This window comes from Cohnella sp., from assembly GCF_041640265.1.
Taxonomy (GTDB): Bacteria; Bacillota; Bacilli; order Paenibacillales; family Paenibacillaceae; genus Cohnella.
The window spans coordinates 14778-28270 of sequence record NZ_JBEQAP010000035.1; the positions used below are offsets into that span (position 1 = coordinate 14778).

The 13493-nt window shown below is 48.0% G+C and carries 15 protein-coding genes and 1 other annotated feature; all 15 genes read left to right on the forward strand.

Annotation, left to right across the window (positions count from 1 at the left end; translation table 11 throughout):
- Window positions 1-107: 107 nt before the first annotated feature.
- Window positions 108-818 carry a serine O-acetyltransferase gene (gene cysE / locus ACESLK_RS20815; protein WP_373231629.1) on the forward strand — a complete coding sequence of 237 codons (711 nt, stop codon included), beginning with the start codon at window positions 108-110 and terminating at the stop codon, window positions 816-818.
- Window positions 815-2227: a cysteine--tRNA ligase gene (gene cysS, locus ACESLK_RS20820; protein WP_373231630.1), complete on the forward strand. Its 1413-nt coding sequence runs from the start codon at window positions 815-817 to the stop codon at window positions 2225-2227. Before cysE ends, cysS begins: the two co-directional genes overlap by 4 nt.
- The gene (locus tag ACESLK_RS20825) at window positions 2224-2676 is read left to right on the forward strand and encodes a Mini-ribonuclease 3 (RefSeq protein WP_373231631.1); all 453 of its coding nucleotides are present in this window, start codon (window positions 2224-2226) and stop codon (window positions 2674-2676) included. The genes cysS and ACESLK_RS20825 overlap by 4 nt, the downstream gene beginning before the upstream one ends.
- A 19-nt stretch (window positions 2677-2695) precedes the next feature.
- Window positions 2696-3649 (forward strand): 23S rRNA (guanosine(2251)-2'-O)-methyltransferase RlmB, encoded by a 954-nt coding sequence (gene rlmB, locus ACESLK_RS20830; protein WP_373231632.1) that lies wholly within the window; start codon window positions 2696-2698, stop codon window positions 3647-3649.
- The gene (locus tag ACESLK_RS20835) at window positions 3636-4166 is read left to right on the forward strand and encodes an NYN domain-containing protein (protein WP_373231633.1); all 531 of its coding nucleotides are present in this window, start codon (window positions 3636-3638) and stop codon (window positions 4164-4166) included. Before rlmB ends, ACESLK_RS20835 begins: the two co-directional genes overlap by 14 nt.
- A gap of 151 nt (window positions 4167-4317) precedes the next feature.
- Window positions 4318-4968, forward strand: coding sequence for an RNA polymerase sporulation sigma factor SigH (gene sigH / locus ACESLK_RS20840; protein ID WP_373231634.1), 651 nt, complete (start codon window positions 4318-4320; stop codon window positions 4966-4968).
- A gap of 429 nt (window positions 4969-5397) precedes the next feature.
- Window positions 5398-5547 (forward strand): 50S ribosomal protein L33, encoded by a 150-nt coding sequence (rpmG, locus tag ACESLK_RS20845; RefSeq protein ID WP_120979940.1) that lies wholly within the window; start codon window positions 5398-5400, stop codon window positions 5545-5547.
- A gap of 18 nt (window positions 5548-5565) precedes the next feature.
- Entirely contained in the window at window positions 5566-5775 is a 210-nt protein-coding gene (gene secE / locus ACESLK_RS20850; RefSeq protein ID WP_373231635.1) for a preprotein translocase subunit SecE, read from the forward strand.
- 25 nt (window positions 5776-5800) lie between these two features.
- Window positions 5801-6334 (forward strand): transcription termination/antitermination protein NusG, encoded by a 534-nt coding sequence (nusG, locus tag ACESLK_RS20855; protein WP_373231636.1) that lies wholly within the window; start codon window positions 5801-5803, stop codon window positions 6332-6334.
- Between the two features lie 89 nt (window positions 6335-6423).
- Window positions 6424-6849, forward strand: a complete 426-nt coding sequence (gene rplK, locus ACESLK_RS20860; protein ID WP_373231638.1) for a 50S ribosomal protein L11 — start codon at window positions 6424-6426, stop codon at window positions 6847-6849.
- 100 nt (window positions 6850-6949) lie between these two features.
- Complete coding sequence (rplA, locus tag ACESLK_RS20865) at window positions 6950-7642, forward strand: 50S ribosomal protein L1 (protein WP_373231639.1); 693 nt, start codon at window positions 6950-6952, stop codon at window positions 7640-7642.
- 107 nt (window positions 7643-7749) lie between these two features.
- Window positions 7750-7960: a sequence feature (ribosomal protein L10 leader region), on the forward strand.
- Between the two features lie 55 nt (window positions 7961-8015).
- On the forward strand, window positions 8016-8516 hold the full coding sequence (gene rplJ, locus ACESLK_RS20870; RefSeq protein WP_373231640.1) for a 50S ribosomal protein L10: 501 nt from the start codon (window positions 8016-8018) through the stop codon (window positions 8514-8516).
- Between the two features lie 57 nt (window positions 8517-8573).
- Window positions 8574-8936 (forward strand): 50S ribosomal protein L7/L12, encoded by a 363-nt coding sequence (rplL, locus tag ACESLK_RS20875; protein WP_373231641.1) that lies wholly within the window; start codon window positions 8574-8576, stop codon window positions 8934-8936.
- A 108-nt stretch (window positions 8937-9044) separates the two neighbouring features.
- Window positions 9045-9656, forward strand: a complete 612-nt coding sequence (locus tag ACESLK_RS20880; RefSeq protein WP_373231642.1) for a class I SAM-dependent methyltransferase — start codon at window positions 9045-9047, stop codon at window positions 9654-9656.
- 244 nt (window positions 9657-9900) lie between these two features.
- Window positions 9901-13446, forward strand: a complete 3546-nt coding sequence (gene rpoB / locus ACESLK_RS20885) for a DNA-directed RNA polymerase subunit beta (protein WP_373231643.1) — start codon at window positions 9901-9903, stop codon at window positions 13444-13446.
- Window positions 13447-13493: the final 47 nt, after the last annotated feature.

Sequence of the window (13493 nt, forward strand, 5' to 3'; positions counted from 1 at the left end):
GCTCAAGCAGAGTGGGACCACGTCATCATACGTCTCTGCAGCGAATGCTGCAGGGGCTTTTTTTATTTTTTATAAGTTTATCTAGATAGAGTGAGGGGGGACGGGAAATGGGATTATGGCGTACGGTCAAATCCGATATTGAGGCGGTTTTCGAGAATGACCCCGCTGCCCGCAGCTGGTTCGAAGTTGTTTTTACTTATGCTGGATTACACGCCATATGGTCTCATCGGATTGCCCATTTCTTTTACCGTAGACGATTGTTCTCTATAGCCCGTGTCATATCGCAAGTCAGCCGATTTTTCACAGGAATTGAAATTCATCCGGGAGCCCGCATTGGTCGCAAGCTGTTTATTGACCATGGTATGGGTGTGGTTATCGGTGAAACCTGCGAGATCGGAGACGAGGTTATTATTTATCAAGGTGTAACGCTGGGCGGAACGGGGAAAGAAAAGGGGAAGCGCCATCCAACGATTGGAAATCGAGTGGTTATAGCTTCGGGCGCGAAAGTACTCGGATCGTTTATAGTTGGGGATCATTCGAATATCGGAGCCAATTCCGTAGTTCTTCGGGAAGTTCCACCCAATAGTACGGTAGTGGGCATACCTGGACGTATTGTGAAGCGTAATGGCCAGAAGATCGGTGATCGTCTCGACCATACGAATATACCGGATCCGCTCATTGAAACGTTCCGCTTCATGCAGAAGGAAATTAATGAGCTTAAATTAGAAATTGAACGGCTCAATGAGAAGGCTGCGGCCTCGAGTATTGAACATGTAAGCATACCGGACTTTGAGAAGAAAAGGAGCAAACATCCGTGAACCTTAAAATCTATAACAGCATGACTCGAATGCAGGAGCTCTTCGTCCCGCTGGAGCCAGGCAAAGTGAATATGTATGTATGCGGCCCGACTGTGTATGACTATATCCATATCGGGAACTCCCGGCCGGTTATCTTCTTTGACGTTGTTCGTCGTTACTTAGAAGCGATTGGCTTAGAAGTGAATTACGTTGTGAACTATACGGATGTCGACGACAAGATGATCCGTAAGTCCGCAGAGCTGGGCTGCACGGTGCCTGAGCTGGCCGAACGGTTCATTGAGGCATTCAGGGAAGATCGTGAAGCACTGGGAGCGCGCGCCCCCTCATTCTCGCCGCGTGTTATGGAGAATATTCCGGAAATCGTGGCATTTATTCAAGAACTAGTTGATCGAGGAGCTGCTTATGAAAGCGGCGGAGATGTTTATTTCCGCACGAATTCTTTTCCGGAATACGGTAAATTATCTCACAAGAATCTCGATGAATTGCAGTATGGTATTCGTATTGAGGTTGATGAACGGAAGGAAAGCCCACAGGATTTCGTCTTGTGGAAATCTGCAAAGGCAGGAGAGATTTACTGGGCTAGTCCTTGGGGAGACGGGCGTCCCGGCTGGCATATCGAATGCTCGGCGATGGTTCGCAAATATGCTGGAGATACACTGGACATTCACGGCGGGGGGCATGATTTGCAATTTCCCCACCATGAGTGCGAGATCGCTCAATCCGAGTCGTTAACCGGTCAGCCTTTGTCCCGCTATTGGATGCATAACGGCTTTGTGAATATTAACAACGAGAAGATGTCGAAGTCGCTAGGAAATGGCGTGAATGTCCGTCAATTACTGAAAGGCACGACGAAATTCGCCATTCGCTATCTGATGCTGGCCACCCACTATCGGAGCCCGCTCAATTTCAGTGACGAGACGATACGCCAAGCGAAGAACAGTGTCGAGAGGCTTACGAATTGCCGTGATAACGTAAAGCATCGGTTATCTTCCGTAGCGAAGGGTTCCCTCTCGCTTACAGGCGATGAGTCGCTGAGAGCACGACTCGAAGAGCAGCGCAAGGAGTTCCATTCGCGTATGGAGGATGACTTCAGCACGCCGGATGCCATTACCGCATGGTTTGGACTGGTGACAGAAGTCAATGCTTATTTGCAAAGAGAAAGCGTTAGCGAAGCGGATTTACAACACATTTTGGCAGAAATACAGGGAATGGATGATATTCTCGGTTTGTTGCCGCCTGCTGTTGAAGCGGGATTGCTGGATGAGGAAATTGACGCTTTAATTGTTGAGCGGACTGAGGCGCGTGCTAGCCGCAACTTCGCGCGTGCGGATGAAATTCGTGATTTATTAGCTGGCATGGGAATTCTATTGGAAGATACACCGCAAGGTATTCGTTGGCGGCGCAAATGACGGGAAACTCAAGAAAAACTATGGAAGCCGTCATTTCTCCGCTCGTACCCGCTGATGTACCTGTTAATCTGCTTTCCCCCGTTGTTCTGGCTTATATTGGCGATGCAGTATTCGAAATTTATGTAAGGCAGCAGCTTGTGGCGGGTTCTAACCGTAAGCCTAACGAGCTGCATCGGGCTGCAACAGGTTATGTATCCGCGGCTGCGCAAGCCAGGCTCCTGCAGAGATGGATGCCTCTATTGACCGAGGAAGAAGCGGATATCGTCCGCCGCGGACGTAATACCAAGTCCGGCCAGCCGCCGAAAAATGCGGACCCGGCAGATTATCGACATGCTACAGCATTGGAATGTTTGGTGGGTTATCTTTACTACCTTGGTGCGAAGGAACGATTGGAGCAATTGATGGGATTAGCTTTTGCCAAGCAGGATGGAATAGACGGCTCTTACTAAATAGCAAAGGAAGATGAACATGAACAATCGTACTCCTAAAGCGCCTGGTGACCGCTCAGGCAACCGAACAGGAAACCCAAGGCAGGACAGAAGATATCAAGCTGCGCCAGCCGCGGAATCAGCTCAAGAAGCTGAGCAATGGCAAGAGGAAAGCTCGTTAAAAGGCGAAGAAGAATACTTAGCGGGTAAACACCCTGTTTTAGAGGCTATGAAAGCCGGGCGTTCACTGAACAAAATATTTTTGTCTAATCAAGCGCAAAGACATCTCGTACAACCCATCATGGAGGAAGCGAAAGCCCGGGGCATAGTTGTGCAGCAGGTGGACAAGCGCAAGCTTGATCAGCTCGTGCCGGATTTGCAGCATCAGGGTGTGGTAGCGCAAGCGGCGGCCGTTGCTTATGCGGAAGTGGATGATTTGCTTGCCCTCGCAGCCGAACGCGGGGAGCCGCCGTTAATTGTGCTGCTTGATGAAGTCGAGGATCCGCACAATCTAGGCTCTGTTCTTCGAACGGCAGATTGTACTGGCGTACATGGGGTAATAGTACCTAAGCGCAGAAGTGCAGGATTGACTGCAGTCGTCGCGAAGACATCCGCTGGCGCCGTGGAATATGTTCGTGTTGCTCGTGTTGCTAACCTCGTGCAGACAATGGAAAAGCTTAAGGCTGCGGGTCTTTGGATTGCTGGGGCGGATGCGGGAGCCAAAGATGGGTTTTACGAAACTAATCTCACCGGACCGCTAGCGATTGTTATTGGCAATGAAGGCCAAGGCCTTTCAAGGCTGGTTCGGGAGAGATGTGACTTTATCTTATCCCTGCCAATGGTTGGTAAAATTAATTCCTTGAATGCTTCTGTAGCGGCAGGAGTTATCCTGTATGAAGTCGTGCGTCAGCGCCAGCAAGTACAAAAGAAAATTGGCGTTCCTCAAGCAAGTCCGGTTTCGGACCATGCGGGAGACGCCGATGTTCAAACGTGAGGACGTCCTGCTTGTAGACGGCTACAACATGATCGGAGCTTGGCCGGAGCTAACGCTTCTAAAAAAGCAGAAGCTTGAAGATGCACGAGATCGGCTATTGGATCTGTTGTCCGATTACCAAAGCTACGCAGGTATAATTGTAATTGTCGTATTCGATGCCTTTAGAGTACCTGGAGCGGGCGCGGAGTATCGTCACCAAAATTTGCGGGTTGTCTTTACTCGAGAACGCGAGACGGCTGATGAATGTATTGAACGTCTAGTGGGGGAGTGGACCTCTGTACGCCGCAATATCTATGTGGCAACCTCAGATATGGTTGAACAGCATGTGGTTTTCGGACGCGGTGCGCTGCGCCTCCCTGCTCCGGAGTTAAGAATGGAGGTATTGCAGAGCAGGGCGGAAATCCGAACAGTTATTAAGAAAGATATTCCATTGAAGAGAAACCCGCTTGGCAGCGTTCTTACCGAAGAGGTCCAGCGACGATTGGAACAAATGCGGCGAGGACGCGGCGAGAATTGAGTTTATCATGGTTTTAAATTACATTTTTTACATTGGCAAAAGGTAACAAAAACTGGGCAATCCATTGACGCTATGCGTCAGATCAAGTATATTGATAATAGTTTACTAGAGTGTAAGTTCCAGCACGCCATTGCAGACCGGAGGGATGTTCGTGAGCGTCGACTTGGAGAGGCTGGCAACACGTGAGTATGACTTCAAGGCTGACGAGGACATCGTGGAATTCGTTCGAATAGGCGATAGCGAAGCTTTGGAGTATCTTATTAATAAATATCGCAACTTTGTGAGAGCCAAAGCACGATCTTACTTTTTAATCGGTGCGGAACGGGAAGATATTGTACAAGAGGGTATGATTGGCCTCTATAAAGCGATTCGCGACTTTAAGGGGGATAAGCTGGCTTCGTTTAAGGCGTTCGCGGAGTTATGCATAACCCGGCAGATCATTACAGCTATTAAGACTGCTACCCGTCAGAAGCATATACCGCTGAATTCATACGTCTCCTTAGACAAGCCTATATACGATGAAGACTCCGACCGAACTTTGCTTGATGTCATTTGCGGCTCTAGGGTTTGTGACCCGGAGGAAATGATTATTAACCAAGAGGAATTTACGGGGCTTGAGGATAAGATGTCAGAGATTCTAAGTGACTTAGAGCGCAAGGTGCTCATGCTCTATTTAGACGGACGATCTTATCAAGAAATCGCCGTTGATCTCGACAGACATGTGAAATCAATCGATAACGCATTGCAGCGGGTAAAGCGAAAGCTGGAGCGCTACCTCGAAATTCGCGATATTGCTAATTAACTCTTCTAGTAATTATACTTATTATACGGCAGCCGCAAATTAAGCGGCTTTTTTCATGCCCGAAATACAGTTTGCATAAGATCATGTATGTAATCTTGCAAATTAGGGTTAAACTACACGAAAATATGGAAGAATGGGACTAAGATACAAGAATGGACTAGTACTCTTCAGCAGATGTTAGGATGTTACGAGAGTGGCTCCCGACACTTTTCGTTGACATCGAATTAGCCCTGTGATAAATTATTTTAGTGACCTTAATGTGGTTTCTTATGCGCTGGGCTTTAAATCATCGGCGAAACACCAGGAATCGTTGTCGTATTCAAGTGCTTCTACGACATCGAACTTAAGCTCAGACTTGGTTCGCCAAGCTGGGGTTTCCGCTGTATGGTTGTATTTTTTATGAAGTTATGATCCCGGGAGGTGGAAGGGATGCGGGTGATTATCACTCTGGCTTGCACGAACTGCAAGCATCGGAACTACACGTCGAGTAAGAACAAACGGACGCACGCCGATCGCATCGAGTTGAAGAAGTTCTGCAGATTTTGCAATGAACATACTCCTCATCGCGAAACGCGCTAAGTCCTAGGAGGTAAGAACGTGACTTTCCTGGCCAAAATGAAACAAAGCTTTGGGTCCTTTTTTTCGTTTTTCAACGATAGTTGGGGCGAATTAAAGAAAGTCCGCTGGCCCAGCCGGAAAGAACTTATCAGCTACACGATCATCGTTATTGTGACCGTATTGCTGGTGACGATCTACTTCTGGGGACTGGACATCGGTATTTCATCCCTCGTCGATTTAATCATCTGACGCAGGAACCAAAGGTGGCTTTTCCATGGAGAAAAGATGGTATGTAGTTCATACGTACTCCGGTTACGAGAATAAGGTTAAAGCTAACCTGGAGAAACGCGTAGAATCTATGGGTATGCAAGACAAAATCTTCCGCGTGCTTGTGCCGATGGAAGAGGAAATCGTAAACAAGGATGGAAAGAGCAAGACGGTTATGCGTAAAGTATATCCCGGCTATGTCCTTGTTGAGATGGTGCAAACGGATGACTCTTGGTATGTTGTTCGCAACACGCCAGGCGTAACCGGGTTTGTTGGCTCTACGGGGTCGGGCTCGAAACCGACGGCGCTTCTGCCTGATGAAGTGGAAGGAATTCTGCGTCATATGGGTATGGACGAGCCGAAGGCAGTTATCGACTTCGATCTTAAAGAGAATGTTCGCATTAAAGTTGGACCGTTTGCTAACTTTGTCGGATCAATAGAAGAGATTCTAGCTGACAAGAGCAAGCTGAAGGTTCATGTGAACATGTTTGGCAGAGAAACCCCCCTTGAGTTGGATTTCACTCAAGTGGAGAAGATATAAGCTATCTTTGATGTTCGAAGGGTTTCTTGTACGAGCGGGAGGGACGTGAGTTCCGCTAGACCGCATTATGGAGCAAGGAGGTGTGCATCATGGCAAAAAAGGTCATCAAATTAGTGAAGCTGCAAGTTAACGCGGGTAAAGCTAACCCTGCGCCGCCGATCGGTCCTGCACTAGGTCAAGCTGGCGTTAACATCATGGCATTCTGTAAAGAGTTTAATGCTCGCACGGCAGATCAAGTGGGATTAATCATTCCGGTTGTGATTTCCGTATTCGAGGATCGCTCCTTTACGTTTGAAACAAAGACGCCGCCAGCAGCGGTATTGCTTCGCGTCGCAGCGGGAATCCCTAAAGGATCCGGCGAACCGAACAAGAAAAAAGTAGCTACAGTTAAACGTGCTAAAGTTCGTGATATTGCAGAGCAAAAAATGCAAGATCTAAACGCGGCATCTGTTGAAGCAGCTATGCGCATGATTGAAGGTACTGCCCGCAGCATGGGCGTAACGATCGAAGACTAATCGTAATGTTGCCTTATTTTAAGCGACATGCGGACTGCGGTTCCTCGGAACCGCTTGTGGGAGGAAACTTCCGTTAATACCACAAAAGGAGGAGAACAACTTGGCTAAACAAGGTAAGAAATATGCAGAATCCGTTAAGCTGATCGACCGCGACGCTACCTACGAATCTTTGGAAGCGATCGAGCTCGTGAAGAAAGCGGCCACAGCTAAATTCGACGAAACAGTTGAAGCGGCTGTCCGTCTCGGCGTAGATCCGAGAAAACAAGATCAAGCTGTACGCGGCGTAGTCGTCCTGCCTCACGGCACCGGCAAAACGCAACGCGTTCTCGTATTCGCGAAAGGCGATAAGCTGAAGGAAGCTGAAGCTGCCGGAGCGGATTACGTAGGAGACCAAGAGCTCATCACTAAAATCCAACAAGGATGGTTCGAGTTCGACGTTTGCGTCGCTACTCCGGACATGATGAGTGAAGTTGGTAAACTGGGCCGTATTCTCGGGGGTAAAGGTTTGATGCCTAACCCTAAAGCGGGCACCGTAACGAATGATGTTGCGAAAGCAATCGCTGAGATTAAAGCCGGTAAAATCGAATACCGTCTGGACAAAGCCGGACAAATTCACGCTCCGATCGGTAAAGTGTCGTTCGATTCTCAGAAATTGGACGAAAACCTGAAAGCACTGATCGACGCGTTGAGCCGCGCGAAACCTGCATCTTCCAAAGGCGTTTACCTGAAGAACATCTCGATTTCCTCGACGATGGGACCAGGCGCTCGCGTTAATGCGTCCGTTTATCGCTAATCCAATTGGGTTTTCTTGCTTGTAGCGCGAGCTGCAGCTTGGAAGTTCGATGGACGGTAAAAACTGTCTTTGACATCTGCAAACCCAAGTGGTAAGCTGATGAAGTTGAAAAATGAATATGGATACCGTAGACCGTAGGTGCAGCACGCAACCGTCATCCAGCACAATCGCTGGTGTCATCTGTCGTGTGAGCTTAATTTCCTACCGAGGTGTGTGGATAGAGCTTTTCTCTTTAAGCAAAGTGCTTTGCATTTTGATAACAAGAGCAAGATCACGTCATGCCTCCGCGATATCTGCGGGGGCATTTCTTATGTCTCCACAGACATCTTGCGAGAAAATATACGGTAACGCCAAGACTTAGGAGGTGTACACAATGGCAAATGCGAAAATCATTCAGGGAAAACAGCAAGAAGTCGATGTTATTACGACAAAGCTGCGCGAGAGCAACTGCACCGTTGTGGCTGACTATCGCGGCCTGAACGTGGCGCAAGTGACACAACTTCGTAAATTGTTGCGTGAAGCAGGCATCGAATTCCAAGTGTTGAAAAACTCTTTGGTAAGTCGTGCAGCTGCAAACGCGGAATTGACCGAGCTTGATGCTGTTCTAACGGGTCCGACTGCAATTGCTTTCGGTAAAGATGTCGTTGCTCCTGCCAAAATCATTAGTGATTTTGCTAAGAAGAACGATGCTCTGAAAGTGAAGGGTGCTATTGTAGAAGGTCGTTTCGTCGATGCAGGTCAAGTTAAAGCTCTTGCTGACTTGCCTTCTCGCGATGGATTGCTTTCTATGTTGCTTAGCGTTCTTCAAGCTCCTGTTCGTAACTTCGCTCTCGCTGTCAAAGCGGTCGCGGAGAAGAATGAAGCTAGCGCGTAATACAAACTTTATCAAACAAAGCAGATCTTATGATCTCAAATAATGGAGGGTATACACATGTCTAAAGAGCAAATTTTAGAAGCCATTAAAGGAATGTCTGTTCTTGAGTTGAACGATCTTGTTAAAGCAATCGAAGAAGAGTTTGGCGTAACTGCTGCTGCACCAGTAGCTGCTGGCGGCGCTGTTGCTGTTGCTGAAGTCGAAGAGCAATCCGAATTCGACGTAGTTCTTCTCGAAGCTGGAGCTTCCAAAATCAACGTTATCAAAGCCGTTCGCGAAATCACGGGTCTTGGCCTGAAAGAAGCGAAAGATCTTGTTGATAATGCACCTAAAGCAGTTAAAGAGAAAGTTGCCAAAGAAGAAGCGGATGCTGTTAAAGCTAAGCTTGAAGAAGCTGGCGCTAAAGTAGAAGTTAAGTAAGAAGCGGATCGTCAAACCCCTTGAAGATTTTCTTCGAGGGGTTTGTTCGTATAGGAAATTGTTTATGCTTAGAACAGATGGCATAAGCTTTAATATGGAGGAGCTTGCGTGAGCGATCATTATTATTCCAATATGCCGCAGTCGGCAAGTAAGCGGCAGTCATTCGATGTTGTTCTTCGTGGCTTTAGCTTTCGGCTGATGTCGGATGCTGGCGTGTTTTCGCGGGACGGGGTGGACTATGGCAGTCGAGTGCTCATCGAGCATATGGAAATACCGAATGGTGCTCGGGTGCTGGATATCGGATGCGGTTACGGACCAATTGGTTTAACTGCAGCCCGCCTTGCGCCGCAAGGACATGTCACGCTGATTGACATTAATGAAAGAGCGGTCGAGCTTGCTAGGGATAATGCGGCGGCGAATGGAATACAAAATGTATCTTTTGCGCCTAGCGATCTGTTTAGTGCAGTAGAAGGAGAAACCTTCGACGTTATTCTCTCAAACCCACCCATTCGAGCAGGTAAGGTTATCGTACATAATCTGTTTACGGATTCATGGAAATACCTTAAACCAGGCGGGACTACATGGGTTGTCATTCAGAAAAAGCAAGGCGCTCCTTCTGCGAGAGCCAAGCTAGAAGATTTGTATGGCAAAGAGAATGTGCAGGAAGTCGGAAAGGATAAGGGGTTTCGGCTATATCGCTGTATTCGTTGTCAAGAATAAATTATTTGACTTGACTTTTTCGTTATGGTATTATTGAAAAATGTCAGTATTAGGATGGGCTAATTGTCTTCAACACAATATACCTTTAAGTTCATCCTGAACCCAGGAATAAACTCACTTTTGTTTGCGTATATTTGGTTTGTTTTGGGGTAAAGGCAGGATGAGTTGCCATTGTGCCGCCAACCGGCGCATAAGGGCTTTTCTTTATTTTTGTGTTGAAGCAGACTTAAGGGGTGAGGTTAAGTTGGCAGGACATCTTGTTCAGTATGGTCGCCGCACGAGGCGTAGCTACGCCCGCATTAATGAAGTTTTGGACGTCCCGAACCTGATCGAAATTCAGCAACAGTCGTACCAGAAGTTTTTGGACGAGGGCTTGCGTGAGATTTTTCAGGATATTTCGCCAATTTCGGATTTCACAGGCAATCTAGTGCTGGAGTTTATCGACTACAGCTTGGGTGAGCCGAAATATTCAGTTGATGAAGCGAAAGAACGCGATGTAACCTATGCGGCTCCGCTTCGCGTAAAAGTTCGGTTGCTTAATAAAGAAACAGGCGAAGTTAAGGAACAGGAAGTATTTATGGGTGATTTCCCACTCATGACCGAGACGGGTACTTTCATAATCAATGGTGCGGAACGGGTTATCGTCAGCCAGTTGGTCCGCTCCCCGAGTGTCTACTTCAGTACTAAGGTAGATAAGAACGGCAAGAAAAATTACACGGCTACCGTCATTCCGAATCGTGGAGCATGGCTGGAGCTCGAAACAGACGCTAAAGATATCATCTACGTGCGGATTGACCGTACTCGCAAAATTCCAGTTACGGTACTTCTACGTTCACTGGGTTTTGGAACCGATGCAGAGATTCTTGATTTGCTAGGACAAGATGATTACATTCGCAATACGCTTGAAAAGGATAATACCGACTCTACGGAGAAAGCGCTCATCGAAATTTACGAGCGTCTTCGTCCAGGCGAACCGCCAACACTTGAGAACGCGCGCAGCTTGTTGATCGCACGTTTCTTTGATCCGAAACGCTATGATCTCGCGAATGTTGGTCGTTATAAGGTCAACAAAAAGCTTCACATCAAAAACCGATTGTTCAATCAGCGATTAGCGGAGACGCTTGTGGATCCATCCACGGGTGAGATTATCGCTGAAGCCGGGCAAATGATCGACCGTCGCTTGTTGGACCAGATTCTCCCTATGCTAGAGAAAAACGTCGGCTACAAGAACTACCGTGTAACCGGTGGCGTATATGAAGCTGAAGATATTCCGTTACAATCTGTCAGCATTTTCTCGCCATTAGAAGAAGGTAAAGTGGTTAAGGTTATCGCCAACGGCAACATCGACAAGTCGGTGAAGAATATTACGCCTGCGGATATTATCTCGTCAATCAACTACTTCATGAACTTGTTGCAGACGGTTGGTAACACGGATGATATCGATCACCTAGGTAACCGTCGTCTTCGTTCAGTTGGCGAATTGCTGCAAAATCAATTCCGAATCGGCTTATCCCGGATGGAAAGAGTCGTACGGGAAAGGATGTCGATTCAGGATCAGAATGCGATTACGCCTCAAGCGCTTATCAACATTCGTCCTGTTATTGCGGCAATTAAAGAGTTTTTCGGATCATCTCAGCTTTCCCAGTTTATGGATCAGACGAATCCGCTTGCGGAATTAACGCACAAACGGCGTCTATCCGCTCTCGGACCCGGCGGGTTGACGCGGGAACGTGCGGGCTTCGAAGTCCGTGACGTCCATCACTCCCATTACGGGCGTATGTGTCCGATCGAGACTCCTGAGGGACCGAATATCGGTTTGATCAATTCCTTGTCCACCTTTGCGCGGATTAACGAATACGGATTTATCGAAGCCCCATATCGTAAGGTTGATCCATATACGAATCGGGTTACGGAAGAAATCGTATATATGACCGCAGATGAAGAGGATAACTATATCATCGCGCAAGCGAATGCGAAGTTAAATCCCGATGGCTCCTTTACAGAGAAGGAGACCATTGTTCGCTACAACAAGCAAACCGACAACATTCTGACGATGGCGAGTGATCGGGTAGATTACATGGATGTATCCCCTAAGCAGGTTGTTTCTGTCGCGACAGCGATGATTCCGTTCCTAGAGAACGATGACTCCAACCGTGCGCTGATGGGATCAAACATGCAACGTCAAGCGGTACCCCTGCTTATACCGGAGGCACCATTTGTTGGTACCGGTATGGAGCATAAGTCTGCTAAAGACTCCGGGGTATGTATTGTGTCCAAATATGACGGATTCATTGAACGTGTTTCCGCCAATGAGATTCAATTACGTCGCGTTGAGATGATCGAAGGTAAAGAAGTGAAAGGCGACATCGTTAAATACAAGCTCCAGAAGTTCATGCGTTCCAACCAAGGAACCTGCATCAACCAACGGCCGCTCGTACGTCGCGGAGATGTTATTAAGAAAGGCGATATTATGGCGGACGGACCTTCTACAGAAGTAGGAGAATTAGCATTAGGCCGTAACGTTGTCGTCGCTTTCATGACCTGGGAAGGTTATAACTATGAGGATGCCATCCTGCTTTCCGAGAAGCTGGTGCGGGAAGACGTCTATACTTCGATTCATATTGAAGAGTATGAATCCGAAGCGCGCGACACGAAGCTGGGGCCTGAAGAAATTACTCGCGACATTCCGAACGTCGGGGAAGATGCGCTTCGCAATCTTGATGAGCGTGGCATCATCCGTGTAGGTGCGGAAATCAGCGCAGGCGATATCCTAGTCGGTAAGGTAACGCCTAAAGGTGTTACTGAGCTTACCGCGGAAGAGCGTTTGCTGCATGCTATCTTTGGTGAGAAGGCTCGTGAGGTACGTGATACCTCCCTGCGCGTTCCGCATGGTACGGATGGTATCGTTGTAGATGTGAAAGTATTTACCCGCGAGAATGGCGATGAGCTGCCGCCAGGCGTAAACCAACTCGTTCGTGCATACATTGCGCAAAAACGGAAAATCTCCGAAGGCGATAAGATGGCTGGTCGTCATGGTAACAAAGGGGTTATTGCCCGAATATTACCAGAGGAAGACATGCCATTCCTTCCGGACGGAACGCCAGTACAAGTCGTTCTTAATCCGCTAGGGGTACCTTCACGGATGAATATCGGTCAAGTACTAGAGGTTCACTTGGGTATGGCATGCAGAATTCTCGGCATTCATGCGGCAACGCCTGTATTTGACGGAGCACGTGAAACCGACGTCTTCGACGCCATGGAAGAAGCGGGCATGAACCGTAACGGTAAATGGCAGCTGCGCGACGGTCGTTCGGGCGAATTGTTCGAACGCGAAGTAACTGTTGGCGTTATGTACATGATTAAGCTCGCTCACATGGTCGATGACAAAATCCATGCCCGCTCAACCGGGCCATACTCTCTCGTTACTCAACAGCCTCTGGGCGGTAAAGCTCAGTTTGGTGGTCAACGTTTCGGTGAGATGGAGGTTTGGGCATTGGAAGCCTATGGTGCTGCTTATACCCTGCAGGAAATTCTGACGGTTAAATCCGATGATGTCGTCGGTCGTGTCAAAACCTACGAATCGATTGTCAAAGGCGAGAATGTGCCGGAGCCAGGTGTTCCTGAATCGTTCAAGGTACTGATCAAAGAGCTCCAAAGTCTCGGAATGGACGTTAAGATCTTGTCCGGTGATGAGCAGGAGATCGAAATGAAGGAAATGGACGACGAAGACGATGCCGCTAGCGATAAGCTGAATCTTAACCTTGAGGGTACTGAAGTCGGTGTCGAATAGTGCTAGTGGATAGAACGGCTCTAGGGTCGCATTCCAGGAATCACTAG